This is a genomic window from Arthrobacter sp. UYCu723 (genome assembly GCF_054059215.1).
In genome coordinates this window covers 3,293,442-3,319,094 of sequence record NZ_JBSSBW010000001.1, presented here as the reverse complement: position 1 = coordinate 3,319,094, position 25,653 = coordinate 3,293,442, and the positions used below count along the sequence as shown (strand labels likewise).

Below are 25,653 nucleotides of genomic sequence, written 5' to 3'. Positions count from 1 at the left end.
AGCGGCCTCGGACACAGGAAACACTAAACGCTGGCTAATCTACTGGCCAGTCCTCACCCTCTACGGAGGTACAGAGGCAGCCACTCGGCTTCGGTGACCACCGTCAGAACGGCGACATCCCTGTTGCGAGGAGGCTCCCCTCGAAGCGGCCGAAAATCGCTCCACGGTACAATTTGGAAGCGAACCACAACAGAACCTAACCAAAGGCGAACTTTCCCAAGATGAACAAGGAAGTAACAAACGAAGCCCTTCCCGCGAGGGCCGAGCTTCGCGCGGCTACCTGGACGGGCGCACGGACCTACACCATAAGGCTCTGGGCCTACCTGCTGTCTGCAACCTCGAAGTCTGCGACGACGGAGGTCGAGGTCTGGCTGGAGGACGACAATGGGCGCCGGACGAATGCGTTGGTCCGCCCATACACCGAGCCGGCAGCCAACGAGCGGAGCTCGAACACTTCGTTTGACGTTTCAACTTGTGCCTTTGAAGCAGTGTTCGACTTTGACAGTCATCTGGCGGCGGCCACTTTGCAGGGTAACGTCTTGACCGCTCATGTCGCCATATCTGACGGCCGGCAGACACACGAATCGAAATTGACTGATCGATATAGATGGGGTTCGGCAGGTGCACTGGATGCGTGCGGCTTCGACAATGGCGTACAAGTCGTTCCCAGTTGGACCGTGAACGGGTTGCAATTTAAGGTTGCCCAACGCATAGCAGTCGCCCATGCAGCCTCATTCGTCGGAGAGGAACTTCGGCTTTGGGTCAAAAGCATCGGACGCTTCACGCCGGACTTGGCCGTCCTCAAGGATGAGGCCGAGCGTGAGGTAGACGCCTCATTCTTCAACCGCGAGGGAAGCTGGGTTGAAATCGCTTTCAACACCGCAAACCTTCCGGATTTTGCGGCAGACGCCCAGGAAACCTGGCGAATCTACCTCCAGGCAGGCGACAAAAGCAGACTCGTGCATTGGACCAATGCCCCTATACAGGCTGGTCAGCGTGAGGACGGGCTCGTCCTGACTACCGGTCCCAGCGGTGTACTGCGGTTGGACCGTCTCCAACACAATATCGAGGCAAGTAGCATCGATTTTTACCCTCTTCCCAGCCCGCACCTAACCGTCTCGGGGTCCTACTCGGGCGAGCAGTCCAAGCCGGTAGGGCTGTCCCTCGACGGGCAACGTACCAGCGTTCCGGGGGCACTCGTTACCAACGAGGCCGGCCGCTTTATCTTTTCGATTCCCCTCCTCAGTCCGCTGGAATCCGGCACAGCTCCCGTACCGTCAGGCGGTTACCGGGTTACTGTCCAGTTCAATGATGAGTCATACGACCGTTTGCGCCCCGCGAAGTCATTAACGGCCCGGCTGTATAAGGCCCACTACTCGGACAGCCTCAACATTCGCTTGGAGCGTTCTCCGGCAAACGAGGTTTATGTGCATGTCAGTCCGCCAATGTTGCCTACTGAGTTGGGTGAGTACAACCAACGGAAAGTTAGTACGGCAAGTCGTGATTCGTCCGAACTACGGAACGATTGTTTCTATTTTGAAAGTTGGTTTGGAAAGAACTTCTCCGACAGCCCGTTGGCTCTCTTCCATGAGGCGAGGCGGCGGCTTCCGGACGCCCGACTCTATGTCGGTGTGGCAGACCTGTCCGTTTCGCTGCCCGAAGGTGCCACGCCGGTGGTACGCAACAGCTCACAGTCGTGGAAGGCCCTTGCTGAATCCAGATTTGTCATCACGAACTGCTGGGTGCCTGATAAGTATCAGCGGCACCCGGAACAGATCCTAGTGCAAACATGGCACGGAACCCCCTTGAAGCTCCTAGGATTAGACCGGCCGGGCACCAGGGACAAGGCCAGCCGGGCGGCGAAAATAGAGCGGGACGCCAACGAGTGGAGCCTCCTGGTTTCCCAGAACCCTCATAGCACCGAAGTCTTCAAACGTGCGTACGCCTATTCTGGGGAAATCCTGGAGTCAGGCTATCCGCGCAACGACGCGTTGTTCGACAGCGACGACCTCGGACAACAAGTCCGTGCCTCGCTGAACATTCCTGCCGGGAAAACGGTGGTACTCTACGCGCCCACGTGGAGGGAGGAAAGCGCCGGCTCTCCGGACCTCATCCAAGCGGGAGCAATGGCCGAAGCGCTGGGTCCGGACTTCGTTGTTCTCCTCCGCGGTCATTCCGTGAGCCTTCGACGCGGCCAGAATGTGCAAGCCACGGGGGTCATTGACGTGACCTCATACAATGACCCGTCGGGCCTCATGGCCGCCGCCGACGTCCTGGTGACAGACTATTCATCCATCATGTTCGACTTCAGCGTCACCGGAAAACCCGTGGTCTTCTTCGTCCCGGATTGGGATTTCTACACCGGATCAGGTCGGGGAGTGTATTTTGACTTGGCGGACAAGGCCCCCGGTCCCCTGTGCCACACCCGTGAAGAAGTGATTGAGGTTCTTCGGGACCTGACGGAGTCTCGGAAGACATACCAGGAGTCGTATGCCGCGTGGACCAAGGAGTTCAATCCTTGGGACAGTCCCAGGTGTTCAGAAGTAGTATTTTCCCGCATGCTCGAGCTCGGAAACTACCACCCCGCGGGCCGCATGACATCCGTCCGGGACAACTAACCGGCTCTGGTCCGAGGCGGCGTGCGCTGAACCAACTAGGCGCTGCGGAAGGGCCAGAACAAAGAGCGGCTAACGGATTCACCTTCCGTTAGCCGCTCTTGTCGTATCCTCTTATCGGGTTAGTGCAACTTCCGAGCCAACAACACTTTCAAACTTGGCTATTGCACCAGCCACATACTGTTCGGCATCAAACGTGGCCGGCTGGACATTCCCGGCCAAATATTCCCGCATGCCTGCAACGAGCCCGTCCACCGAGTTCGGTACCAGCAGCCCGTGATCTCCGTCCGGACCTGCGAGGACGCCGCGGGAGCCGTCGATATCTGTGGCAACGATCGACATGCCCAGGACCATGGCTTCAAGTAAGACCATTGGCTGGCCTTCATGATTGGACGACAGGATGAAGCAGTCACTGCTTCGCAAAATTGCGAAGGGATTCTCCTGCATTCCGGCAAAGAAGACGGAATCCGCCAGCCCAAGGTCGTGGGTCAATCTCCGCAGTTCCCCTGCCAGAACCCCGTCACCGATCAAGACAAGTCGCGTTTCCGGCGATTCATCTACGATCTGTTTGAACGCACGCAACAACTTGGCGTGATCCTTCTCAGGGGATAGACGCGCGCTTATGGTGAAAACCTGGCCCGGGCCGGCCATCCATTCAATAACAGGGGACACGATTGGCTCGGAGGCCTTGGCCAGAATAGTACTCGGAATGATGACGTTCGGCGTGAAGCCAAACTTTTCATTCGGAATGTCGAAGCTGCCCGACAACTTCGAGGAGTTGACCTCGCTAAGAGCTTCCGATACCGATATGACCCCGTCAAACTCGCGGTATAGCGCAAACATCTCACGCAAATATGGGTACTTCGACTGGTTCTCGGCCAGCATGTCGTTGTGCAGGAAAATCTCGCTATTGTTTGCCCCGCTGCGACCGCCAAGCAGGATTGAAGCCATAAAGGGAGAATAGCCATCGAACTCCACAAGAGCGTCGAACGCCGATTTTCCAAAGAGTCGCCGGAATTCCCGGTTGAACGCATTGAAATATATCTGCTTTTGCTCATCAGTTGAAAAGCTGTTCAACCGATTGAAGGTCGAAATTATCCAGCGCTCCTCCACGCTGGAGATCTGACGACCCACTCGACCCACGGTGCGTACGTTTTCCGGAAGCGACTTGAACGCGGCGAACCGCTGGGGATCGTTCGACACCCCGGCTGCGTCAATGAGAAGGGTCAGGGCATGGCGGTCAGCATCGAGCGCCTGCAGCAGATTGAGCAGGGAAGCCGTCATGCCGTTAGGGTTCATTCCGTGCCTGAAGAGAAGCGAGCTTTCCTTCTTCTGGAGAGCGACTTCATGTTGGGCGTCGTCTTCGAAGAAGAACGCTATTGCCCTTTCTGCCGCGTTACCATCTTCTGCGGGCGTGAAGCGCGCCTGGTTGGCTGCGTACCTTGGATGCGTTTGGTCGGCGGCCAGCCCGCTGCGAACCCCCTCCAGAACCTCTTCGACAGTGCTGCAGACAGGACCGGGGAGGCTTTCCATATCGAAGTACAGCCCGCGTTCCGCCGCGTATTCCTCTTGGTCCGGAGCGTACAGCACCACAGGGCGACCGGTCGCCATGAAGTCGAAAACGACGCTCGAGTAGTCCGTGATAAGGACGTCGACAACGGAAAGCAGATCGTTAGTCGTCAGGGTCCGCGGGACCACTGCGATTGGCTGGTCGCTCCCGACCAAGAGGTCCTCGGTGTAGTGGTGGGCACGCACCATCAAGTGAAAATCAGACGACGAAGCCAACGCTTCAATGTCGTGAGCCATCGCCTCTGCGTCCAATACCTTGGCGTTCATACTTCCTCGCCAGGTGGGTGCGTAGAGCACGATTGGCTTGTGGTCCTCGGGGTCTATACCCAGCGCGCCGAAGACGGCGTCACGGCGCGCAGCCGAAGATTTCACCGTCTTATCAATTCGGGGGTAACCGGTGAGCGCTATGCGACCGGCGAAAAGCTGGTCCACTCCGAACGCACGGGTGAGCACATCGGTGGTGTGCTCGTTCGGGCTGAGAAGGTGGGTGGCCTGAAGAAGATTTCGAGTGACGTTGGCATGTTCAAGGGCAGCACCTTCTACATCGGTGCCCATCTTCTTCATCGGGGTCCCGTGCCAGGTATTCAGATAAGACTGGCCGTCTTTCAGAACGAAGTAGGAGGGAAAGGTTGAGTTGTTGATGAGGTACTCGGCGGTCGCCAGGTACCTCAGATACAGGTCCGACTGCTTCACTACGATGCGGACATTTTCCCTGCCCAAGAGGCTGGCAGGCAACGACACTTTCCCGTTTGCCACAGTCCAAATATGGACGTATCCGGAGTATTTTGGATCTTCGACGATTTTTTCGTACATTGATAGGGGGTTGCAGTCAATAGACGTGCCCAAGTTGCTTTCGTACAGAATAGTGTTTTCAACGATCGGCAGGCTCTCGTAGTATTCCACGTATTCAATGACCGTCTTCACGGCGGGCGACTTTGAGTAGCCCTGCTCGCTTACGCCATACGGACGTGCGAAGATCCGGCTCTGCCGAAAAGCATCGCAGGCTTTTTCTGCCTCTCCGGATTTAGCCAAGGCATGGCCGAGCCTGTTATACCACCCGGGTTTGTGATCGTTGCTCCGCAGAACGGCTTGGCTGTAGAGGTTGGCTGCAGCCGGCCAGTCCCCAAGCTTTTCTGCATCCGCGCCGACGTCGAAATACGACTTTGCGTCCAACTTGCTCTTCACAGATCCGGCCAACTGCCTCACCAAACTCAGCAGCCGCTCATGCACCTCTGACGTTTGCGCTTCACCGGACTCATCGAAAATCTGATCTATCGGCGTCAGTCCTGCTGCCGCGACATAGGATTCAGTAGCTTCCCGGTAGCGCCCCATTTCGTGGAGCACATAGGCCAGCCGAAATAGCCAATACGGTTTCTGCGGCTCACTGACTCGTATCGCCTCTCCATACGAATCAGCAGCTTCCTGCAAGTGGTGAAGGCGCTCCTGGGCAAAACCGAGCCGGTAGTGCCAATATGCTTCATCCGGCTTCAGGGCAACTGCAGCCTCATAGGAGGAAACCGCCTCAGACCACTTGTAGCAACGATCGTTGGCGAAGCCGTGGCGGTAGTGCAGCTCGGCATCCAGCGGCTTGACCTTGAGCTGTTCCAGATACGCGCCGGCAGCACCGTCCCAGTCCCTCAAGGCTTCAAAAAAGACGCCATACCCGAAGCGGGCCGCCCCCAGTTCCCGATCAGCGGCCACAGCACGGCTGAACCATTCCTGTGCCACGGTTGGAGCACCTGTTCCTGCATGCGCGAGACCTGTAGCGAACAGCAGCCGGGCATCCTTCGGCCGCAGCTGAATGGCGCGCTCGTACAGCTCCGACGCCGCCGAGAAGCGTTCCATTTCAAAGTAGGCCCCGGCGAGCTTGACCAACCAGTCCGCATCTTGCTGGTGCAGCGCCAAACCGTCCTCCAGCGCCTCGATCTCCTGCCAGCGCGCAGCGCCTTGGCCCAATTGCTTTCCCAATGCCTTGTGGAACTTGGCGTTGTTAGGGTCTAGATGCACGGCAGTGCGGAGGGACTCTTGGGCTGCCTCCTTTGCCCCCAGGGCCTGTTCGCACTGGGCCTTCCTGTAGAACCACTCGGCACTCTGAGGCTCAAGGTCAGTGGCCAAGGTGTAGGAGTGCAGCGCCTCGGCCCACAATTTCTGGCGTTCGTTAATGAATCCGAGCCGGTAGTGCCAGGTGGCGATCTTCGCATCTAGCTCGACCGCTGAGGCGATGTACTTCTTCGCCAGGTCGAGGTGGTCGAGCCGGAAGTATGCATGGCCGAGTTTGTAGGCAACCCTCGCGTTGTCAGATCCCCCCTGATCCCACAACTTCTGATAGACGGAGGCAGCCATCTTCCAGTTGCCCCGCTTCTCGAACTCGCGACCTCCCCAATAACCGAATTGCCAACCAATCATTATTTTCCTCCATGTTCTAGAACCACCGAGCAGACGCGCTGCCGGCACTGTCCACGCCTAAGTTTAAGTTGCCAGCAGGCAGAGTGCAGGATCGCACTTTGCCGGTTTGACGGCCAGCCGGCTTCAGTCCGCGCATCATCCTCATAGGATCGGCGCTCCTGCTGAGGGCCAGATTTTTTCCACGACTCTGTCCGTTGCCCCGCCGTCATCCATGGCCGCATAACTCGCCTTGAATTGTCGATAGGCCGCGTCATTCGATGCGGTACCCGCTTCCTTGATGGCTTCACAGAGCAGGTCAGTGTCTGAACAAAGCGGGCCAGGGGCTATCGCCTCCCAGTCCAGATAGAACCCGCGAGTCTCGTCCCGGTACTGGCCCAGATCGGGAACCAGGAAGTACATGGGCTTGTCAGTCACGCAGTAATCGAAAGAAATCGAGGAGTAAATAGTCTGTCACCAGGAGATCCGAAACCATGATCAGATCATTGATCTCGGGATACATAGAGACGTCTATCACGTTCGAACCAACTTGCGTGGAGGAGTTGTGGGCCACGTTGTGGTGCCCGCGAATCAGGAACACATAGTTTGATCCGAGGCTCTTCCGTGCCCTCGCGAAGTCCAAATGGCTCACAAGACTGTGCCGCTGCGACCCGTCCCGGGCATCATCACGCCAAGTAGGCGCATACAAGACGACAGTCTTTTCTGGAGCTATCCCCAAAGATTGTCGAACCCGTTCTGCCCTGATTTCCCGACCCGGGCGCACCAACGCGTCCGTGCGGGGATAGCCCGCAGTCAGGACACAGCCGGTGTAACCAAACGCCTCGGGCAAGACATTCGACGCAAACTCGTTTTGTGCAAGAATCAGGTCCCACATCTGCGCCTCCCGTTCCATGATCCGTCGGTACGAGGCAGAGATATAACGGCGGGGAGCATGCCGTGCCAATTTCTTCAGCGGTGTGCCATGCCACGTCTGGATGTATCGTTGTCCTGCAGATTTTCTGAAGTAAAACGGGAAATTATTGTTATTGACCACCGTCTTAGTGGTCCTAAGTCTGTGGAACCATTCCCGCGACCCTCGAAGGACCGGGATGGCGTACGCGGGATACTCCACCGAGAAGTCATTGATTGACCAATAAACGGGCACGTTGGCGAACTTTGTCTGCAGGGCGTCGGAGAGGGCACGTGGATTGTCGGTGCAGCTCTTGCCGGCAAAACTCTCAAACAAGACGCCATCGGTAAGGGCATCCGGTTCTGGCGCGCTTGCGTATTCATCTCGGAGCTGCCGCTGGTTGTACTTTCCGCGCTCCCCGCGTTGAAATGGCGGTGCGATTCCCACAGCACAAGCTCCGGATTGAGCCCGAAACACCGTGACTATCGCATGCGAAAACTCGTGTTCCAAGGGAAGATCGGTGGTCAATCGATCATCGACCAGGACCGGTAGCGACGATTTGTTGAGGACCTCGCCCTCGTTCGCATAACGAAGTGTATAGGCACCTGGAAATGGCGCAGCGACTTCTCTCCCCCAGTGGATCTGTTTTAGCGGGAACTTGAATATCCTGGAATCCGGAACATGCTCGTCAACCGAGATCGGGCGGACCGTATTTCGGGCCGTGACCAAAGCGAGGTCCAGCCGCGGTGGCCCTCCCTTCGTTGATCGCGGGATCCTCACACAGACGCTGAACTGCTCCTGGCGTTCGTCAAACGTGACGTCCGTGACCGTGGGCCGGCGAGGTGCAGCACCGGCTGCGACGTCCCTCGAACCCGCAGGAGGAAGGCTGAGAACATGTCTTCGCTCATAGACCTCCTGAGCCACAGCAAATCTGACCACCAGCTCAACCGACGTCGTTCGGAGCTCGCGCAAGCGGTCTGCACCGATGCCGCAGGTGAAGGCGGCAGCCGAGTGACGGGCGTAGGGATCGGTGCCGAGCGTATCTATCTGCGAATCTTCAGAGCGTTTGACCTCCACGTCCCGGAGGTTGCCCGCGCCATCCCTCATCTGGACATTAATGTCCCCGGGATGGGCTGCAGAGTCGAGTCCGGGCAGGTAGAAATGGCCACTGATCATGAGGGCGCCGTCGTTGGACCATCCCCGGCTGCTCATCTGAGAGACAGGCGTCAATGCAGAGGCTGGGAACTCCAGCAGGTCATCCGGGTAAGACGTGGTGAGCTGCTCCAAATATTCAAGACGAGCAAGAAATCGATCATTACGAATCTGCGTTTCAAATCCTGTGCCGTTTTCGAATCGATGGATGAGTGCGTCTTCGAGGTCAGCACGGGCTCCTAAGGCCGTCAGGCTGCACAGAATTTGCTCGTGAGGACCGATGTTCTTCAGCACAGCAGCCGAAAATTCCATGCCCACGCTCTGCACCGAGGCGAGGATTTGAGACAGGCCAATATGGAGCGTGTGCCAATAGTCCTCACCCGCGTACGGCACCTGATCGAAGTATGGAACGAGGTCCGAGCCGAGAACCCTGGTGAACCAGGGCATAAGCACATCAGGCCCTGTCTCCTTCAGCAGCAGCTTGCTGACGGAGTCCACCACACCTAATCGATCTTTCAGGTCGCGAATTGAATGCTTACCCTGTGTAATGGAGGAGCCGTCCTGACGAGAACGCCAGCTGTAGACGACATTCGGGATGACGTCGAACGCCTTGGCTCTTGCGTATGCCCGAGCCGTTGTCTCCTGATCCTCATAGAGGACATCCTGAGGAATAGCCGCGACCGCAGAATCCCAAAAATCCTTGCGGAACATCTTGTTCCACAAGAAGACGTCCGAAATGATCTCGGGATAATCTGACAGGCTGATTCCGTTTCGCGGGATTGCATGAAGCTTCTCCATCATCCGCACGCTGTTTTTCCTGCGCCCCACCAGCCGGTCTGAGGACCCCACAACGAACTCGGAGGATGTCGCTTGCAGCTTCGTGATCATGACCCTGTAGGCGTCCGGGGCCACAATGTCGTCAGAATCCGCGAATGCGATGTATTTGCCCGTCGCTCTTTCGAGGCCTGCGTTCCGTGCCCGGCCATTGCCCCCGTGCGGGACATCGAGAATGTGGAACCTACGGTCGCGCCGGGCGAAACCCTCCACGATGGCCCGTGAACCGTCGGAGGAGCCATCGTCAACAACGATGATCTCCAAGAACGGGTAATTCTGGGCCGCAATGCTGGCCAGACAGTCAGCCACATAGGGCTCGACATTAAATACCGGCACGATCACGGACAGACGCCCCAGGTACTTTCGACGGCCACTGACGAGGCGTTGCAGGCGGGATTTGACGGCCGGATGCATACCGCCGCTGACACGCGAAGCCAGGCCTCTTAGCCGGGAAGCCAGTCCCAAGCGGGACCTTCCCGCGCCAATTAAGTCCATCGTAACGCAACGCCTTTCTTGCCAAATGTCAATGTTCGCATCCCCTTGGAAACGGAGTTCAGGGATGCAGCGCTCAGCGCCAGAAGCCGCGGGTGTCGACTATCTGTTTGCCCTGCAGGGCGTCGGGTTCGATCTCCCGGAACTTGTCGTGATCGACCAGCAGCACCACCACGCCGGCGGCCTGAACCGCTTCGTCCGTCTCGACGAGGCGGATGTTGGGTATCGCGGCCAGTTCCTGCGGCAGATGATCCTTGTGCGGTGCCGCAACGAGAATCTCGGCATCCGGGTGCTGCGTGGCCACACGCCGGACGATCTCCACCGCCGGCGACTCGCGGACGTCGTCGATATTGGCCTTGAAGGCCAGGCCGAGGCAGGCAATGACCGGGCGGCTGGCGCTGCCCACGGCCTTCCGGACCTGTTCCACGATGTAGCCGGGCTTGCGGTCGTTGACTTCCCGCGCGGTCCGGATCAGGACGGAATTCTCGGGATCGGCGGCCACGATGAACCACGGGTCCACCGCGATGCAGTGCCCGCCCACGCCGGGGCCGGGCTGGAGGATGTTGACCCGGGGATGGTGGTTGGCCAGCCGGATGAGTTCCCAGACGTCGATGTCCAGCTTGTCGCTGATGACGGAGAGCTCATTAGCAAACGCGATGTTCACATCGCGGTAGGCGTTCTCCACGAGCTTGGACATCTCCGCCGTGGCAGCGTCCGTCAGATGGATCTCACCCTGGCAGAACACCGCATAGAGCGCCGCGGCAGCCTCGGCAGCCTCGGGCGTGAGGCCGCCCACCACGCGGTCGTTGGTGACCAGCTCGATCATGATCCGGCCGGGCAGCACCCGCTCGGGGCAGTGTGCCACCAGGAGCAGCGGCTTGCCGTCCTGGCCATCGAGGCTGAGATCGGGGCGCAGTCCAAGAATCAGCTCGGCGAGCTGGCGCGTGCTCCCGGGGGGCGACGTCGATTCCAGGATCACCAGTTCGCCGCCACTCAGTGTGGGGGCGATGGCGCGCGCCGCCGCAGCGATGTAGGACATATCCGCGGACTTGTCCGCCTTGAATGGCGTAGGCACCGCCACGATGTAGGCATCCGCGCTGGGGGTCTCAAGCTGGGCCCGCAGCCTGCCCTGGCTGACCGCGCCCGCGACGTGGATGCTCAAGTCAGGTTCCACAAACGGCACGTCGCCGTTGTTGATGGCGGCCACGGTGCCCGGATTGACGTCGACGCCGATCACCTCGAGTCCGTTGGTCGCCAGGATGGCCGCCGTGGGCAGCCCGATGTAGCCGAGCCCGACGACGGCGACCGTCCTGATCGGGGCCTCCGTCGCCAGGGTGCTAGATGTCAACATGTTCATATAACTTTCCATAGAATTTGAGGTCGCCGGATGCAAGAAGTTCGGCATCCTCGACCTGCCAGGTGTGTCCATCGCCCGTGCGGACCTGAAAATAGTTGAAGCGGTCCGCAGAGTAGATGATCCTCCCGGCGGCGTGGGCGGCCCGGAGAAATCCGGTGTCCTCGCCGACGGTGACGTGTTGGAACGGGTGATCCGTAAAGACCTCCCTGCGAGCCATGATGGTGGGTCCCATCACGAAATCGGTAAAGCGGTGCTCCCTGACCGCGAACCGCAGGATCGCGGCGTTCGAGGTCTCAAGGTGCATGTAGTGCGCCTGCTTCCCCACGACGTCGGCGCCTGAGTAGGACAGCGCGTGCAGCTGGTCGCTGAGGTAGTGCGGCCCGTAGTGGTCGTCGTCGTCCATCTTGGTGAGCACGTCCCCGCTGGCGGCGGCGACGCACCTGTTCAGGCACTCCCCCAGCGAGACCTCCCGCGGTGCCTCCAGGAGCACCACGTTCCGGAGCCCGAACTCCTCGGAGAGTTCAGCCAGCCGTTCGGTGGAGAGCCGGAAGCCGTGCGTGAGCAGCACCAGCTCGGGGTCTACGCCGCGCTGACCGGCGAGGGTGCGGAAGACGCGTTCCAGGTTCTGCGGCCTGATGGTGGGCAGCAGCACCGAGACTGACGGCCGCGTGACGCCCGTGGCACTTCCCGGCACGGCGTGTTGCAGCACCGTCTCCGCCCGGTGGGCGTAGGTGTGGGCCGCCCAGATGGCGCGTTGGGCCAGGTGCGCCGTGCGGTCGTTCAGCTCCGGGTTGGCAACCAGGGCCCGGGCCAGGTGCTCGGCTTCCTTGCGGGTGGCCGCCACGGGCACCGCTGCCGGCGTGAAGAACTGTCCCATGGCCTGGCTGGGCGCCGTAACCACCGGTGTCCCGGACGCTGAGATCTCGAAGATCCGCCGGGCGCACATGCTGGGCGAGTCAACCACCGAGTTGACGTTGAGGAAAACCTTGTACGCCTTGTAGGCGGACAGCGTCTGGGCATAGCTCAGCGAACCGACCACGCGAGAATCCAGCGGCGCAGGGAACTGGTACTCGGCGTTGCCGCCCAGCTGGCGCGAGAATATTTCCAGGCCCGTCCCCATCCGGGCGGACGCGTCCAGCGCGCCGCCCAGGAGCAGGTCCATCTGGGCCCGGCGCTCGGGGTATTTGTGGGCGAAGTACATTCCCGCAAAGGCGACGTCCCTCGTGTGCCGGCCATGTGCCGGCCGGACCGGGTTGTGAATGGCCGGCTGGGCCGCGAACGGAAGCACAGCGACGCGTTCGTGCCCCAGATCGGCTGTGTACTGCGCGATGCGGCCGGAATCGGAGGTGAAGACCTGGTCAAACAGCCGGGCAGCAGGCAGGAAGTCCTCATAGTGCGGCGGGTCTTCCTTGTTCCAGAAAACCGTGGGGATCCCTTGCTCCCGGCACCACTGGACCAGCTCGCGGAATTCCTTGCTGGGCCCGCCGGGACCGGTCAGCTTGCCGCGCCACAGGCCGCCGTTTCCGGCCCAGGCCGACTCGACAAACAGGAGGTCAACTGCCCCGGAGGCAAGGTCGCTGCGCCAGGTGTGCGGATGGACGGGGCTGGTTGCCCACTCGTAACCGAAAGCCAGCGCCGAAAAGTCGTCAAGGATCACCGCAGCACGGATGTCCGGCCGGGAGGGCTGCTGTTGCGGCAGGCTCGCCGGCATCAGCGAGAGCCGCCGCCTGCGCCCGCGGCCGGTCCAGGCCGCTTCCACGCCCTGCACGTTGCGCGGTGCGGCGAAACCCTGTTCGATCCGCTGGCGGGAACGCCACGAATTGAACTGCGCAGGCCCGCCCCTGCGCAGATGCCACAGCCCCGTCCGGAGCTCCCGGAGATCCGCCATCAGCCTCGGCTCCGGCGTGAGGACCGCCCGCGGACCTCGGTGGCCACGAGGTCCGCTTTGGCATCGTCGAGAATCTTGGCGGCTGAAATATTGTTGCCCTTGGAAAGGTGACGGGTGAACTCCTGATAAGCCTTGACCGCTACGTCCGTGTCCCCGTCCATGATCAGATCGCCCTTGTCCAGCCAGACCACCCGCGTGCACATGTCCTTGATGGTGTCCAGGCTGTGGCTGACCACGAAGACACAGCCCGCCTGCTCGCGGAGCTCATCCATCCGCAGCTTGCTGCGGTCGCCAAACTGGGCGTCACCGGTGTTGAGTGCCTCATCCACCAGGAGAATCTCGGGATCAACGCTCGCCGCAATGGCAAACCTGAGGCGCGAAGCCATGCCGGAGGAATAGGACTTCATCGGCAGGTGGATGGACTTCTCAAGTCCGGACAGTTCCACGATGCTGCTGAACTTTTCGTCCACCTCGGCCCGGCTCATGCCCATGGCCAGGCACCCGAGGATCACGTTCTGATCACCGGAGAGGTCCTGGACCAGGGCTGCGTTGACGCCGAGCATGATGGGGGTGCTGGAGGCATACACGGCCCCCGACGTCGGCTTGGACTGGCCGCTGATGATCTTCACCAGCGTGCTCTTTCCGGAGCCGTTCCTCCCGATGATCCCCACCGACTCGCCGCGTTCCACCACGAGCGAGAGCTCGTTGAGGGCGTGGACGGTCACCATGTTGGGCTTCCGTACCGCCCTGCGAAAAAGGCGGGGTGCTGAGCGGTCAGCGTCAGGATCCGAAGCCGCAGTGGAGGCCACGCGATAGCGCATCCGCACGCTGTCCACCACCACACACGGATGTCCTTCGATGAAAATCTCCCGTTCACCCTCGTCCATAGGATTCCTCCCCTTTCCAGAAATAGACCAGGCCGACGGCCAGCGCCCCCAGGGCCCAGGCGGCAAGAGTGGCCCAGGACTGCCACTGCGGAACCCGGGCATACAGCACGCAGTCCCGGATGATGTCGATCACGTTAAACAAGGGATTGAGCTTGATGACGGCAAGAATTTCGGGGTGGGTGACGAAGCGGTCATACGTGTAGAAGATGGCCGAGCCGTACATCCAGGCGCGGAGCATGAAGGGAAGCAGGTGGGTGACGTCGTGGACGCGGGAGATGATGCGGGCCAGGATGAGCCCCACCCCAAGGTTGAACAGTGACTGCAGGAGTACGGCTGGTATTACCAGGATCCACAGCCAGGTGATTTCCTCGCCGGGAGGCAGCACCACCACGATCAGCAGCATCGCAAGGATCAGCGGCACGGCAGACAACAGCTCGCGCACATTGGCACCGATGGGCAGCGCCGCCCGCGGGAAGTTGAATGCCTGCACCACGGACTTGTTGCTGCGGATGGAGCGCGCGCCGGAGGTGATGGCACCAGAGCTGAACTGGAAGACGAAGATCCCCACCACAAGGTAGCCGAGGAAGTTGTCGATGCCCCGGCTGGTTTTCAGCAGCAGCCCGAAGATCAGGTAATAGGTCAGGCCATTGAAGATCGGGTTCAGCAGCAGCCAGGCGCTGCCGAGGCGGTCCCTGCGCGTGCCGCTTTGAACGCGGGCACGGGCATCGTAAAAAATAAACTGCCGGAAGTCCCAGAGCTGGACAAGATAGTCCAGGAAACTTGGCCGCGAACCGACACGGGTCAGCCGCCGCATATCCACGGAGAGGGGCTGTACGGCCACCGGCTCCGGGTCAATTGCACTATCTGCGGACACTACTGATTCTCCTCATGTTCATGGTGCAGCTCGGCGTAACGTGTGGCCAGGGCATTGGCGTTGGCCGCCCAGGTCCTCTCGGCGAGAACTGCAGCCCGCCCAGTTTGCCCCATCGACGCCCTCCGGCTCCCATCCGAGAGCAGCGCCGAGATCGTGCTGGCAAGTTCGCCCGGGGACGCGGCAGGGGCCAGAAGCCCGTTACCGCCGTCGTCTATTATCTCCCGAAGTGCGGGCAGGTCAGTGCCAACCACCGGCCGGGCACTCGCCAGCGCCTCCACAGGCTTGAGTGGAGTTACCGCACGGGTCACGTCAAGGTCCTTGCGTGGGACCACGAACACGTCCAGGGACTGGTGGTAGAGCGGGGTCAGATCCCGCGGTACCCGCCCCGTGAAAATTGCCCTGTCAGCCAGGCCCAGGCCGCGGACCTGCTCCCGCAGCGCGGGGCCGGCCACGCCGTCGCCCACGATCAGCAGGCGCAGCTGTGGGAATTCCGGTACCAGGAGCGCGAAGGCCCGAACCAGGTCATCCAGGCCTTCATACTCGACCAGGCTGCTGACCGTGCCGATGTAGAGTCCGTCCTCCGGCAGCCCTAGCTCGCGGCGCGCACTGGTGGTATCCAGCGGCTCCTCGAGGAAGGCTCCGCCGACGGCGTTCGGGGCGATGAGGACCTTCTCCCCGGGGATGCCTGCTGCGACGATGTTGGCCTTCATGGCCTGCCCCAGCGTCACCACCAGGCCGGCGTCCCGCATGACGTCGGTTTCCCGTTCCTGGAACAGCCGGTACTTCTCGCTGTCCCGGGCCTGAGGTCCCCGCGTGGCTGCCCAGGTGTCCGCCAACTGGCCGCGCACCTCATACACCCAGGGGATGCCCAAGGCCCCGGCCACCGCCCGGGCCACCATTCCGTTGACGAAGTGCGTGGTGGTGTGGAGGACGCTGGGTTTGAATTCCAGCGCCACGGCCAGCAATTCCTCGGCCTGTTGCTGCAGGCGTGCGTCCATGGTGGGCGCCAGCCGTGACGGAAGGAGACGCCGGTACTCCACCCCGTCCACCGCGTCGCTGGCGTGTGCCAGGAGCTTCCCCACCTGCACCGGATACCCGAGCCGCGTGACGGCCAGGACCTTCCAGCCCGCTTCCTGCTGGGCCGCCATGATGGAGTGGGACCGCTGAGCGTAGCCGCTGGCGGTGTGGGGTAAAGAATTCGTCAGCAGATGCAGGACCCGGCCCGGAACGGGCGTGAACTCCTGCGGGGCCAGTGAGGGTGCCGTGCCGGTGTACAGCGCCGCTTCGCCGGCAAGCCGTGCCTGCTGCCGCCGTCCTGCCGGGCCGGAGCCCTCGAGGACCGCGACGGCTCCGCTGAGGTTGCCGTCATGCCACAGCCTGCGCGCCAGGGCCGACTTGAACCCGCGCGCCTTCCGTGCGCCGGCCAGCAAGCGGTCCGCGAGCTCCGGACGGCTGGCGGCCAGCGCGATGTCCGCCAGCCTCCTCGACTGGTCCGCCGTGAGGTTCCGCCCCGTGACGTTCCGGTCTGCGGCGAGCCGGAGACGGCGAGCGACGTCGCCGTCGTCCCCGAGCAGGAGCGCTGCGAGCAGCACGGGCACAGCCACGGAGCTTTTGGCTGCCACGGCGCAGGTGAGGCGGGCAAGCGGGCGGACCACCGCGGGCGGGAGCCGGCGGGACAGCTGGAGGAAAAGCACCATCGGATCGTCCGTGAGGTGTTGTCCCGCAGTGTGTGCGGCGAGCCGCGCATTTTTAAAGACTTGGATCATCGTGTGGTTACGGGCGCCTTGGCCAGGACTTGCTCAATGAGCTCCATGTAGCGGCCGGCCAGCTGCCCATACTCGGCGTGCGATTTGACCCACTGCCGGCTGTCACCGTTGCGGACCAGCCGGCCACGGTCGGCGGCAAGGTCACGCCACAAAGCGGCCAGGGCCTCAGGATCGCTGGCCACGATGTCCCCCGCCTCGGCGTCGGCGATGATTCGTGCCGCCTCGCCGCGCACCATGGCCGTCACGTGGCGGCCCACGGCCAGGACCTCATAGGTCTTGGAGGGAACGGTGGTTTCGAAGGATTTCCAGTCATCGCGGAGGGTGACGAGGCAGGTGTCCGCGGAAGCGTAGCGCTGCATCATGGCCTCGCCGTGAAGAGGCGCGTGGAAGGTTACCGGCGCCTTCAACTCGCGGGCGAGCTTCTCCAGCGCCGGGCGCTGGGTCCCGTGACCCACCATGTGCAGGTGCATCGAGTCACCCACCAGCGCACTGGCCCGGATGGCCACATCAAGCCGTTGGCTCTCGCCATGGTTTCCCAGGTACAGGGCCTCGAAGACGGGCCGTTCCATTTCGGGGGCATCCATCACCGGGATGGCGTCCAGATGCAGTCCGTTGCTGACGGTCGCCACCTGGCGGATCCCGCGGGCGCGCAGCGTGTCAGCGAAACCCTCGGTCACCGTCACCACGAGGTCCGCCCGCTGCTGCACGAACTCCACAACGTGTTCAATGACACTCTTGACTTGTCCCTGGACAAGGCGGGCGTCCCGGGCGAGGTCCGGCCAGGCGTCGCGCATTTCCACGATCAGCGGCACACCGCGCAGCTTGGCCAGGATGTAGCCGGCGGCGAGGGACGGCAGCGCCGGCGCGGTGACAATCACGACGTCGGGCTTCCGGAGGAGCATCCCGGCCGGAATGGAGAGCGCTGCCGAAAAGCACTGGTCCACCAGGCGGGCAGCGCGTGAGTTGCCGTGCCGGAGGTAGGGCACCCGGAGGACCTTCTCGGTGAATTGCCCTTTCTGCAGCTGGAACGGCTGGCCCGCCAGTTTTCGTGGCAACGCCCGCCGGCCAAAGGGATAGTGCGCAACCGGCGCCACGACGTCGACGTCCCAGCCGGAGCGGGAAAATTCCTTGATCATCGCCGTCCAACGGCGCTGGGGCGGGCTCTGCTCCGGCCAGTAGGAGTGGGTCAGCAGTGTGATCCGTACCGTTGGGGTATCGGTTCCAGTGCGGGCACGTTCAGTCCCGGCGTTAGTTTGCGTGGCCATTGCTTACTTGCTGGGCTTGGGGGCAATGCTGGGGCTCTTGCCAGCGAGGAAACGGAAGTAGAGGAGGCCGGCGCCCAGCAGAATCAGCACGGTGATCAGCTGGACCACCAGCGGGCTGCCGGTTGCGACAGCCACGGCGGCCTGGATTTCGGACTTCATCACGGCAGGCGGTTGCGCGACGGCGGCAATCGCCGCATGTGCCTTTGCCAGTTCGGGCACGGGGGAAGGTGAGGGTGAGGGCTCCGCGGTCGGTGCTGCGTCGACGGTACTCTCGTCGACTCCGGCGGGCACGACTGCCGGCGGCACCGGTGCAGGCACGAGCGCAGGCGCAAAGGATGGCGGGGCGACGACGGCGGTGGCGGCCGGCGACGCAGGAGGGGCCGGCGGCGTCTGGACGACCGGAGGACTGACGGCGGGAGGCACCTCGGCGGCAGGCGGGACCTCACCGCCCGGCGGGACCTCACCGCCCGGCGGGACCTCACCGCCCGGCGGGACCTCACCGCCCGGCGGGACCTCACCGCCCGGCGGGACCTCACCGCCCGGCGGGACCTCACCGCCCGGCGGGACCTCACCGCCCGGCGGCACCTCACCGCCCGGCGGCACCTCGCCGGGCGGGACCGCCGGTAAAACAACGATCGGGGGCGCCGTTGGACTCAGCGTCGGAGGAGGCGTGCCGATCACTGTCAGCAGATCATCAGCGCGCGCGGCGGTCGCGGGTCCGGCAAGGGCCAAACCCATCGCCAACGCCAGCATTCCGGCGCGTGCTGAATTGGCCATGCGGCAACGTACAGTCATAGCTAGTGCCTCCCCCTTGGGTGCGAGATTTTCCCAACCGTGCCTAGTTTCCGGCCAGAACTGACCTCGCTGTCGGCAGTGCCCCAGAATACACGATCCTTCCATTCTACTGGAAGGCACCAAGCGCACCCGCCAACGCCGTCCGGGCAGGGTGTCCGGCGCGTCCCGGCAGGGAGCCCGGGACGGGCGGTCCGGGCAGGGCGCCGGGCGCGTCGATTCGGCGCGTCGAGCCGGGATAGGCTGGAATAATGCACCAGTTCCGCCCCCCGGCTTCCGCACGCCTGTTCCGTACCCTGGCGATCGCCACAGCCTCCGCAGCGGTCCTTACGGCCTGTTCTCCCGCCGTGGACGTTTCCCCGGCGAAGGACAGCGCAAACGCCGCCTGTGCCCCCATGATGGTGGCCCTGCCGGATGCCCTGGGCGAGGCCAAACTCCGCAAGACGAACAGCCAGGGAACGGCTGCCTGGGGGGATCCGTCACTGGTAATCCTGCGCTGCGGCGTCAACGTCCCGGGACCCACCACGGACCGCTGCGTAACGGTGAACGGCGTCGACTGGGTCATCAAGGAAGGCAGCCCGGTGTGGACCTTGACAACGTTCGGGCGCGAACCAGCCACTGAACTCCTGATGGACCCGGACAAGATCAGTTCGGCCACCGTCCTGGCCGACCTTTCCGCCTCCGCCTCGAAAATCAAGGCGACCCGGGGCTGCGTAGGCCAGGAAGAGCTCCAGAACCTGCCGCCCAGCAAGTAGGGCACTGGCGCTTACCGGGCCGGTCCAGGAAGCACTACGGCTTAGAGGCAACGCCGGACTGTTGCAGATAGGTACCGAGGGTGTCGTTCTTCAGAGCGTCCCTGATATCAGCAATCGCCGCGTCATCGCGGAGGACGATGGACTGGCCGTCGGCCGAGGTCCCGATACCCAGCGTGGGCAGAGTGAAACTGGTGACATCGGACGCTCTGACATCGCGTAGCTCCACCGCGAGGCCCGCCACCTTTCCGGCGTCCAGGGATGCGTCCACACTGACATACGGCGAGACGGTGTCCACCAGTTTGCTGAGCGTCATGGGATTGGAGAGCGTCTCGGCCGTGAGGAACCGGGACAGGATGGCCTTCAGGAACACCTGCTGGTTCTTGACCCGCTGGTAGTCACCGTCGCTGAATGCCTTGCGTTCGCGGACGAAGGCCAGCGCCTGCTCCCCCGTCAGCTCCTGTTGCCGGCAGGGAAGGCGAACTGCTGGGTATTGAACGCCACGGGGACATTCACGTCGACGCCGCCCAGGGCGTCGGTCATGGCTTTGAATCCCTCGAAGTCGATGTTGGCCACGTTGTCCAGCCGGGTATCGAACATGTTTTCCAGGGTCTGCACCGTCAGGGGTATGCCGCCGAAGGCCATCGCGGAGTTCATCTTGGACTCCCCGTGGCCGGGAACATCAACCCAGGTGTCGCGCAGAATGGACATGATGTAAATGTTCTTCCGGTCCGCCGGAATGTGGACCCACATCATGGTGTCTGACCGCTGGTCGGTCGGAGCGCCGGCTTCGGCCTCATCCACGCTTGCCGCACCGCTATCGCTTCCGAGAAGCAGCATATTGGTGGCACTGGGTCCCGCTGCTGCCTCGACCTTGTCCGGCCGAGTCGATTCGTCGGGGAACGCGTTGTCGATCTTCTGCGCCTTGGAATCGAAGCTCTGGGCGAGGTTGAAGGCGAACACCCCGGCCGCGGCGGCGGCGACGAGGACGAACGCTACGAAGCCCAGCAGCACGTTGCGGCCAGTGTGCCGTTTCCGGTTCTTCCGCCGCCGCGGCCGGAGCCTGTCTGAAGTCTGCTGCTCGGTTTCAAAACTCATGTGTTCTTTCCCAAAAGTGTGGATCCAGAGGACAAAAAAGCCGTGCTAGTGGGCATTTTCGTTAGTTCGTCGGGGGTCAGGTCCAAGCGGTGGGGTCGTTGAGGTAGACGCCACAGGCGGTGGCGCGACCGGCCATCACCGGCGGCGGTTTCAAGGTCCTCGACCAGCCTGCCGGGTCGACCGGAATACACCACCGGCCCAACGACTAGCTGCTACGCCTGAGCAGCCACGAGCACGCACCGGCAGCCTGACCCCGACGGCCTAAGCGAAAATGACAACCGGACAGGACATGCCCCGCGCCGGGGCCGGCCGATGGACATATTCCGGCTAGGCCCGGTCCCGGGCGCGAAGACTGGGCATGTCCTCCCGGGCGCGAAGACTGGACCTCAACCCCCGACGAAGTAACGAAAATGACCACTAGCGCAGCCCGGTCCTGCGGTGCAGGGCAAGGTAGATCAGCTCGTCGATCAGCTCCGCGTAGCTCAGGCCTGAGGCCTTCCACATCTGCGGGTACATGCTCTTGGGCGTGAACCCCGGCATCGTGTTGATTTCGTTGATGATCAACTCGCCGTCAGGCGTGTAGAAGAAATCGACCCGGCTCAGTCCCTCGGCGCCGACGGCGTCGAAGGCGACGGCGGCCAGCTCGCGGACCCGGGCGATGGCCTCTTCGGGGAGATCGGCCGGGCAACTCAGCGCGGCGGCGTCGTCCTCCACATATTTGGCGTTGAAGTCGTAGAACTCGTGCCCTCCGCCGGCGACAGAGATCTCCCCGGGCATGGACGTGCGCGGAGCATCGGTTCCCCGGCCCTCCAGCACGGCGCATTCGATCTCGCGGCCCACGATGCCGGCCTCGATGACGAGCTTCGGATCATGCTTGCGGGCTTCCTGGATGGCGGCGTCGAGTCCCTCGAGGGAGTCGACCTTGGAGATGCCCATGGAGGATCCTGCCCGGGCCGGCTTGACGAACACCGGGAAGCCGAGCTGGTCCACGCGCTTGCGGACGGTCTCCGGATCCTTGCGCCACTGCCGGTCTGTGACGGCGATGTACGGCCCGACCTGTAGCCCGGCGGATTCGAACACCACCTTCATGAAATGCTTGTCCATGCCGACGGCGGAGGCCAGCACTCCTGCGCCGACATAACGGGTGTCGGACAGCTCAAGAAGGCCCTGGATGGTGCCGTCCTCGCCGAACGGCCCGTGCAGCAGCGGGAAGACGACGTCCACAGAACCCAGTTCCTGAGGGACCTCGTTCGGGGAGGCCACAATGAGCTGGTGTTCGCCGCCGATCTCGGCCAGCGCCACGGTCTGCTCCGAGGGAGCGACCTCCGGCAGCGAGGACGCCGATAGCGACCACTCGCGCGTGTCGCCGGAAACCAGCACCCATTGGCCGGTCTTGGCGATGCCGATGGGGATGACCTCGTACTTGGTCTGGTCGATGGCGCCGAGGACTCCCGCCGCGGTCACGCAGCTCACCGCGTGTTCGCTGGAGCGTCCGCCGAAAAGCACCGCCACCCTGGGCCGGGGCCGGGCGGGGCGGACCTCTGTGCTCACGTTATCTTCCGACACTGTCAGTGATCGCCTTCAGGTTTCAGGTCCCGGGACAGCAGCAGCGGTCCCAGTTCGTCTACGGTCAATTTTCCGGCCAGCACGGCGACGACGGCAGCGGTGATCGGCATCTCGACGCCGAGCTTTCCGGCCAGTTCGTGTACGGCCTGGCTGGACTTGATGCCCTCAGCCGTTTGATTCATTTCAGCGGTGACCTGCTCGAGGGTGAGGCCCTTGCCCAGCAGCCGGCCGGCGGTGTGGTTCCGGGACAGCGGGGAGGAGCATGTGGCCACGAGGTCACCCAGACCCGCGAGCCCGGCCATGGTCCGTGCCTCGCCGCCCAGCGCGAGGGTCAGGCGGGAGGTCTCCGCAAGGCCGCGGGTGATGACGGAAGCCTTGGTGTTGTCCCCCATCCGCTTGCCTTCGCAGATTCCGACGGCCAAGGCAATGACGTTCTTGACGATGCCGCCAATTTCGACCCCGATCACATCGGTGGTGGTGTACGGGCGGAAGTAGGGCGCCGTGCAGCTGCGGGCGATCCAGCCGGCGGCCTCGGAGTCGGAGCACGCAACAACGGAGGCTGTGGGCTCTTCCCGCGCGATCTCCATGGCCAGATTGGGGCCGGAGACCACGGCCACCCGTTCGGCGGGAATCCCCAGCTCCGCGCAGATGACCTCGCTCATGCGCGCGTCGGAGTGCAGCTCGAGGCCCTTCATGAGGGACACCACGAATGCGCCCGGAGGCACGAGGTTCTTCCATTCGCGCAGCTGCGGCCGCAGGGTCTGGGCCGGAACGGCAAGAATGACCAGCTCGGCGCCGTCGAGGACCTCCGCGACGTCGGTCGAGGCGCTGATGCTGGGTGGAAGGACGATGTCCTTGAGGTACTGCTCGTTCCGGTGCTTGAGGTTGATTTGGTCCACCACTTCGGCGCGCCGGCCCCACAGCCGGATCCTGCGTTCGACGCCGGAGGCGGTGGCCGCGTCGGCGACGACCTTCGCGAAGGTGGTTCCCCACGAGCCTGCCCCGAGGACGGCTACGGTGCTGGCGGATGTTGTTCGTTCAAGATTGACCGTCATTCGGTGCTGTCCCCAATATTCTCGTTTGACGCGCCGCCCTCACGGGTGGCCTTGCCTGGACCGGATTCGCCACGTTCGATGAAGCGGCCGTGCGCGGACTGGTTGTGCGCCGAAGGATCCCAGCGTACCGTCGGCGGCTTTTCGCCGCGGAGTATGACAAGCAGTTCCGTGATGGCGTCCATGATGACGATTGTTACTTCGGTGAGGGTCGCCTTGTCCAACGGGCGTCCGGCGAAGGCACTGAGGTCCACCGGTTCACCGACGATCAGGCGCGAGGTCTTCCTCGGGAAGACGTGGAACCGCTTGGCGTAGCGGGGAAAGACCTCGTGGGCTCCCCAGTGGGCGATCGGCACCACGGGGATGCCACTCTCCAGCGCCATCCGGGCGGCGCCCGTGTGGCCCCTCATCGGCCACAGCCCGGGATCCCGGGTCAGCGTGCCCTCGGGGTAGATGACGATGGCACCGCCCTCGTCAACTACCTCCTTGGCGATCTGCAGCGCTCGGTTGGCGCCCGACGACGAGCGTTCCACCGGAACCTGCTTGGTGGCCCGCAACACCGCCCCCACGACCGGGACCTTGAACAACCCTGCCTTGGCGAGGAAGTGCGGCATCCGTTTCTGGTTGTAGAGCATGTGCCCGACTACGAGCGGATCGATTTCGGTGCAGTGATTGGGCGCGGCGATGAAGCCCCCTGCCGGGAGCTTCTCGAGGCCCTCCCATTTCTTCCTCATCAGGAGGTTCATCGCAGGCCGGACGATGCCGGCCACAATGACAAAGGTGATGTGGCTCTTCGCCGGTTCCTTCACAGGTCCCAACTACTCGGCTGAGGAGATGTCGAAATCGGCGCCAAGCCCGGCGAGCTTCTCGGTGAAGCGCTCATAACCGCGGTTGATGATGTCGATTCCGGTGACCCGCGAGGTGCCGGTGGCCGCGAGTGCCGCGATCAGGTGACTGAAACCGCCGCGCAGATCGGGCACGTCGATGTCGGTGCCGGTCAGCTGCGTCGGGCCGGAGATCACGGCGGAATGCAGGAAGTTGCGCTGGCCGAAGCGGCACGGCACGCTGCCGAGGCATTCACGGTGCACTTGGATGTTGGCGCCCATCCGGATCAGGGCGTCGGTGAATCCGAAGCGGTTCTCGTAGACGGTCTCGTGAACGATCGAGACACCCTCGGCCTGTGTCAGGGCGACGATCAACGGCTGCTGCCAGTCGGTCATGAAGCCGGGGTGCACGTCCGTTTCGAGGACCAGCGGGTTGAGCTTGCCGCCGCGGTGGTAGAAGCGGATACCGTCGTCGCCGATGTCCATTCCGCCGCCGACCTTGCGGTAGGTGTTGAGGAAGGTCATCATGTCGCGCTGGGTGGCGCCCTGGACAAAGATGTCGCCGCGCGTGACAAGGGCCGCTGAGGCCCAGGAAGCGGATTCGTTGCGGTCCGAGAGCGCGCGGTGGTTGTAGCCGCCGAGGTCCTGGACGCCTTCGATCCGGATGGTGCGGTCCGTCTGGACGCTGATGATCGCGCCCATCTTCTGCAGCACGGCGATGAGGTCCACGATTTCCGGCTCTGTGGCCGCGCCGGAAAGCTCGGTGATGCCTTCGGCGCGGGTGGCGCTCAGCAGCACCTGCTCGGTGGCACCGACGGACGGGTACGGCAGGGAGATTTTGGCCCCCTTGAGGCCTTGGGGCGCAGAGATGTGGATGCCGCCGGGCCGCTTTTCCACGACGGCGCCGAACTGGCGGAGCACGTCCAGGTGGAAGTCGATCGGGCGGTCGCCAATCTTGCAGCCGCCGAGGTCAGGGATGAAGGCCTCGCCAATCGCATGGATCAGGGGCCCGCAGAGCAGGATCGGAATGCGGGAGTCTCCGGCGTGGGCATCGATTGCCGTGTGGGAGGCCGTCTTCGCGTTGGTCGGGTCCAGGGTCAGGTCCCCCGTGACGGGATCCTTCTCGACCGTGACACCGTGGAGCTGGAGCAGGCTGGTGACAACCTCGACGTCCTTGATTTCAGGGACGTTGCGCAGCACGGACGGCTCGTTGCCCAGCAGGGCGGCGACCATTGCCTTGGGGACAAGATTCTTGGCCCCTCGGACGGTGACGCGGCCAGTCAGCGGGACGCCTCCGCGGATTGTCAGAACACTACTCATTTACCGGTTTCCTCACGACTACTCGCCCCCAAATCCTTACAAAGGCTCCAGCTAAGCATAGGAGCTTGCCCTACCGATCTGAAATATGGGTTGGTTTGACAGGGGCCACGCTGGCCCGGTCCGAGTGCTTACGACCCGCCGTCCCGGCTGCAGAACCGTACTGTGCATCGCGTGTTGGAATGCGCGGAGGCAGGCTGGGGTCTCACGCCCGCTACAATCACGAGGTCCGTCGTTCGTGGACGCAAGAAGAATTGCGGC

17 protein-coding genes and 1 pseudogene are annotated in these 25,653 nt (G+C 62.8%); 2 read left to right on the top strand and 16 right to left on the bottom strand.

Annotation, left to right across the window (positions count from 1 at the left end):
- Window positions 1–221 precede the first annotated feature (221 nt).
- Entirely contained in the window at window positions 222–2,618 is a 2,397-nt protein-coding gene (locus ACVWZ8_RS15570) for a CDP-glycerol glycerophosphotransferase family protein (protein ID WP_456505102.1), read from the top strand.
- A 111-nt stretch (window positions 2,619–2,729) separates the two neighbouring features.
- Here the strand turns inward: ACVWZ8_RS15570 and ACVWZ8_RS15565 are convergent, their stop codons facing one another.
- The 10 genes from ACVWZ8_RS15565 to ACVWZ8_RS15520 form a co-directional block, all read right to left on the bottom strand.
- Window positions 2,730–6,590 carry a CDP-glycerol glycerophosphotransferase family protein gene (locus ACVWZ8_RS15565; RefSeq protein ID WP_456505101.1) on the bottom strand — a complete coding sequence of 1,287 codons (3,861 nt, stop codon included), beginning with the start codon at window positions 6,588–6,590 and terminating at the stop codon, window positions 2,730–2,732.
- 141 nt (window positions 6,591–6,731) lie between these two features.
- The gene (locus tag ACVWZ8_RS15560; protein ID WP_456505100.1) at window positions 6,732–7,004 is read right to left on the bottom strand and encodes a CDP-glycerol glycerophosphotransferase family protein; all 273 of its coding nucleotides are present in this window, start codon (window positions 7,002–7,004) and stop codon (window positions 6,732–6,734) included.
- Window positions 6,997–9,927, bottom strand: coding sequence for a bifunctional glycosyltransferase/CDP-glycerol:glycerophosphate glycerophosphotransferase (locus ACVWZ8_RS15555; RefSeq protein ID WP_456505099.1), 2,931 nt, complete (start codon window positions 9,925–9,927; stop codon window positions 6,997–6,999). Before ACVWZ8_RS15555 ends, ACVWZ8_RS15560 begins: the two co-directional genes overlap by 8 nt.
- Window positions 9,928–10,030: 103 nt before the next feature.
- Window positions 10,031–11,305, bottom strand: coding sequence for a UDP-N-acetyl-D-mannosamine dehydrogenase (wecC, locus tag ACVWZ8_RS15550; protein ID WP_456505098.1), 1,275 nt, complete (start codon window positions 11,303–11,305; stop codon window positions 10,031–10,033).
- Window positions 11,292–13,199 carry a glycosyltransferase family protein gene (locus tag ACVWZ8_RS15545; RefSeq protein ID WP_426978435.1) on the bottom strand — a complete coding sequence of 636 codons (1,908 nt, stop codon included), beginning with the start codon at window positions 13,197–13,199 and terminating at the stop codon, window positions 11,292–11,294. Before ACVWZ8_RS15545 ends, wecC begins: the two co-directional genes overlap by 14 nt.
- A complete protein-coding gene (locus ACVWZ8_RS15540) occupies window positions 13,199–13,927 on the bottom strand; it encodes an ABC transporter ATP-binding protein (RefSeq protein WP_456505097.1) in 729 nt (242 codons plus the stop codon). Before ACVWZ8_RS15540 ends, ACVWZ8_RS15545 begins: the two co-directional genes overlap by 1 nt.
- Before the next feature lie 145 nt (window positions 13,928–14,072).
- On the bottom strand, window positions 14,073–14,960 hold the full coding sequence (locus ACVWZ8_RS15535; RefSeq protein WP_426978437.1) for an ABC transporter permease: 888 nt from the start codon (window positions 14,958–14,960) through the stop codon (window positions 14,073–14,075).
- Entirely contained in the window at window positions 14,960–16,726 is a 1,767-nt protein-coding gene (locus ACVWZ8_RS15530; RefSeq protein WP_456505096.1) for a glycosyltransferase family 4 protein, read from the bottom strand. The genes ACVWZ8_RS15535 and ACVWZ8_RS15530 overlap by 1 nt, the downstream gene beginning before the upstream one ends.
- Window positions 16,723–17,991: a glycosyltransferase family 4 protein gene (locus ACVWZ8_RS15525; protein WP_426978439.1), complete on the bottom strand. Its 1,269-nt coding sequence runs from the start codon at window positions 17,989–17,991 to the stop codon at window positions 16,723–16,725. The genes ACVWZ8_RS15530 and ACVWZ8_RS15525 overlap by 4 nt, the downstream gene beginning before the upstream one ends.
- A gap of 3 nt (window positions 17,992–17,994) precedes the next feature.
- Entirely contained in the window at window positions 17,995–18,768 is a 774-nt protein-coding gene (locus ACVWZ8_RS15520; RefSeq protein ID WP_456505095.1) for a hypothetical protein, read from the bottom strand.
- A 266-nt stretch (window positions 18,769–19,034) separates the two neighbouring features.
- Here ACVWZ8_RS15520 and ACVWZ8_RS15515 point away from each other — a divergent pair, with 266 nt between their 5' ends.
- The gene (locus ACVWZ8_RS15515; RefSeq protein WP_456505094.1) at window positions 19,035–19,538 is read left to right on the top strand and encodes a DUF3515 domain-containing protein; all 504 of its coding nucleotides are present in this window, start codon (window positions 19,035–19,037) and stop codon (window positions 19,536–19,538) included.
- 34 nt (window positions 19,539–19,572) lie between these two features.
- On the opposite strand, the gene ACVWZ8_RS15510 is transcribed toward ACVWZ8_RS15515, so the two are convergent.
- The 6 genes and pseudogenes from ACVWZ8_RS15510 to murA all read right to left on the bottom strand — a co-directional run bounded on the left by ACVWZ8_RS15510 (window position 19,573) and on the right by murA (window position 25,395).
- Window positions 19,573–19,908: a hypothetical protein gene (locus tag ACVWZ8_RS15510; protein WP_456506007.1), complete on the bottom strand. Its 336-nt coding sequence runs from the start codon at window positions 19,906–19,908 to the stop codon at window positions 19,573–19,575.
- Between the two features lie 33 nt (window positions 19,909–19,941).
- Window positions 19,942–20,246: pseudogene (locus ACVWZ8_RS15505) on the bottom strand (LCP family protein); the annotation flags it as partial.
- A gap of 804 nt (window positions 20,247–21,050) precedes the next feature.
- On the bottom strand, window positions 21,051–22,199 hold the full coding sequence (locus tag ACVWZ8_RS15500) for a D-alanine--D-alanine ligase family protein (protein ID WP_456505093.1): 1,149 nt from the start codon (window positions 22,197–22,199) through the stop codon (window positions 21,051–21,053).
- 2 nt (window positions 22,200–22,201) lie between these two features.
- Window positions 22,202–23,254 (bottom strand): NAD(P)H-dependent glycerol-3-phosphate dehydrogenase, encoded by a 1,053-nt coding sequence (locus ACVWZ8_RS15495; RefSeq protein ID WP_456505092.1) that lies wholly within the window; start codon window positions 23,252–23,254, stop codon window positions 22,202–22,204.
- Window positions 23,251–24,060, bottom strand: a complete 810-nt coding sequence (locus ACVWZ8_RS15490) for a lysophospholipid acyltransferase family protein (protein WP_456505091.1) — start codon at window positions 24,058–24,060, stop codon at window positions 23,251–23,253. Before ACVWZ8_RS15490 ends, ACVWZ8_RS15495 begins: the two co-directional genes overlap by 4 nt.
- A gap of 9 nt (window positions 24,061–24,069) precedes the next feature.
- Complete coding sequence (gene murA, locus ACVWZ8_RS15485) at window positions 24,070–25,395, bottom strand: UDP-N-acetylglucosamine 1-carboxyvinyltransferase (protein WP_426978447.1); 1,326 nt, start codon at window positions 25,393–25,395, stop codon at window positions 24,070–24,072.
- Between the last annotated feature and the right edge of the window lie 258 nt (window positions 25,396–25,653).

What these genes read in the sequence shown, in the direction of transcription:
- ACVWZ8_RS15525 (WP_426978439.1), bottom strand. Translation starts at nt 17,991, where the DNA reads ATGGCCACGCAAACTAACGCCGGGACTGAACGTGCCCGCACTGGAACC.
- ACVWZ8_RS15520 (WP_456505095.1), bottom strand. Translation starts at nt 18,768, where the DNA reads ATGGCCAATTCAGCACGCGCCGGAATGCTGGCGTTGGCGATGGGTTTG.
- ACVWZ8_RS15545 (WP_426978435.1), bottom strand. Translation starts at nt 13,199, where the DNA reads ATGGCGGATCTCCGGGAGCTCCGGACGGGGCTGTGGCATCTGCGCAGG.
- ACVWZ8_RS15495 (WP_456505092.1), bottom strand. Translation starts at nt 23,254, where the DNA reads ATGACGGTCAATCTTGAACGAACAACATCCGCCAGCACCGTAGCCGTC.
- ACVWZ8_RS15515 (WP_456505094.1), top strand. Translation starts at nt 19,035, where the DNA reads ATGCACCAGTTCCGCCCCCCGGCTTCCGCACGCCTGTTCCGTACCCTG.
- ACVWZ8_RS15530 (WP_456505096.1), bottom strand. Translation starts at nt 16,726, where the DNA reads ATGATCCAAGTCTTTAAAAATGCGCGGCTCGCCGCACACACTGCGGGA.
- wecC (WP_456505098.1), bottom strand. Translation starts at nt 11,305, where the DNA reads ATGTTGACATCTAGCACCCTGGCGACGGAGGCCCCGATCAGGACGGTC.
- ACVWZ8_RS15570 (WP_456505102.1), top strand. Translation starts at nt 222, where the DNA reads ATGAACAAGGAAGTAACAAACGAAGCCCTTCCCGCGAGGGCCGAGCTT.
- ACVWZ8_RS15565 (WP_456505101.1), bottom strand. Translation starts at nt 6,590, where the DNA reads ATGATTGGTTGGCAATTCGGTTATTGGGGAGGTCGCGAGTTCGAGAAG.
- murA (WP_426978447.1), bottom strand. Translation starts at nt 25,395, where the DNA reads ATGAGTAGTGTTCTGACAATCCGCGGAGGCGTCCCGCTGACTGGCCGC.
- ACVWZ8_RS15540 (WP_456505097.1), bottom strand. Translation starts at nt 13,927, where the DNA reads ATGGTGACCGTCCACGCCCTCAACGAGCTCTCGCTCGTGGTGGAACGC.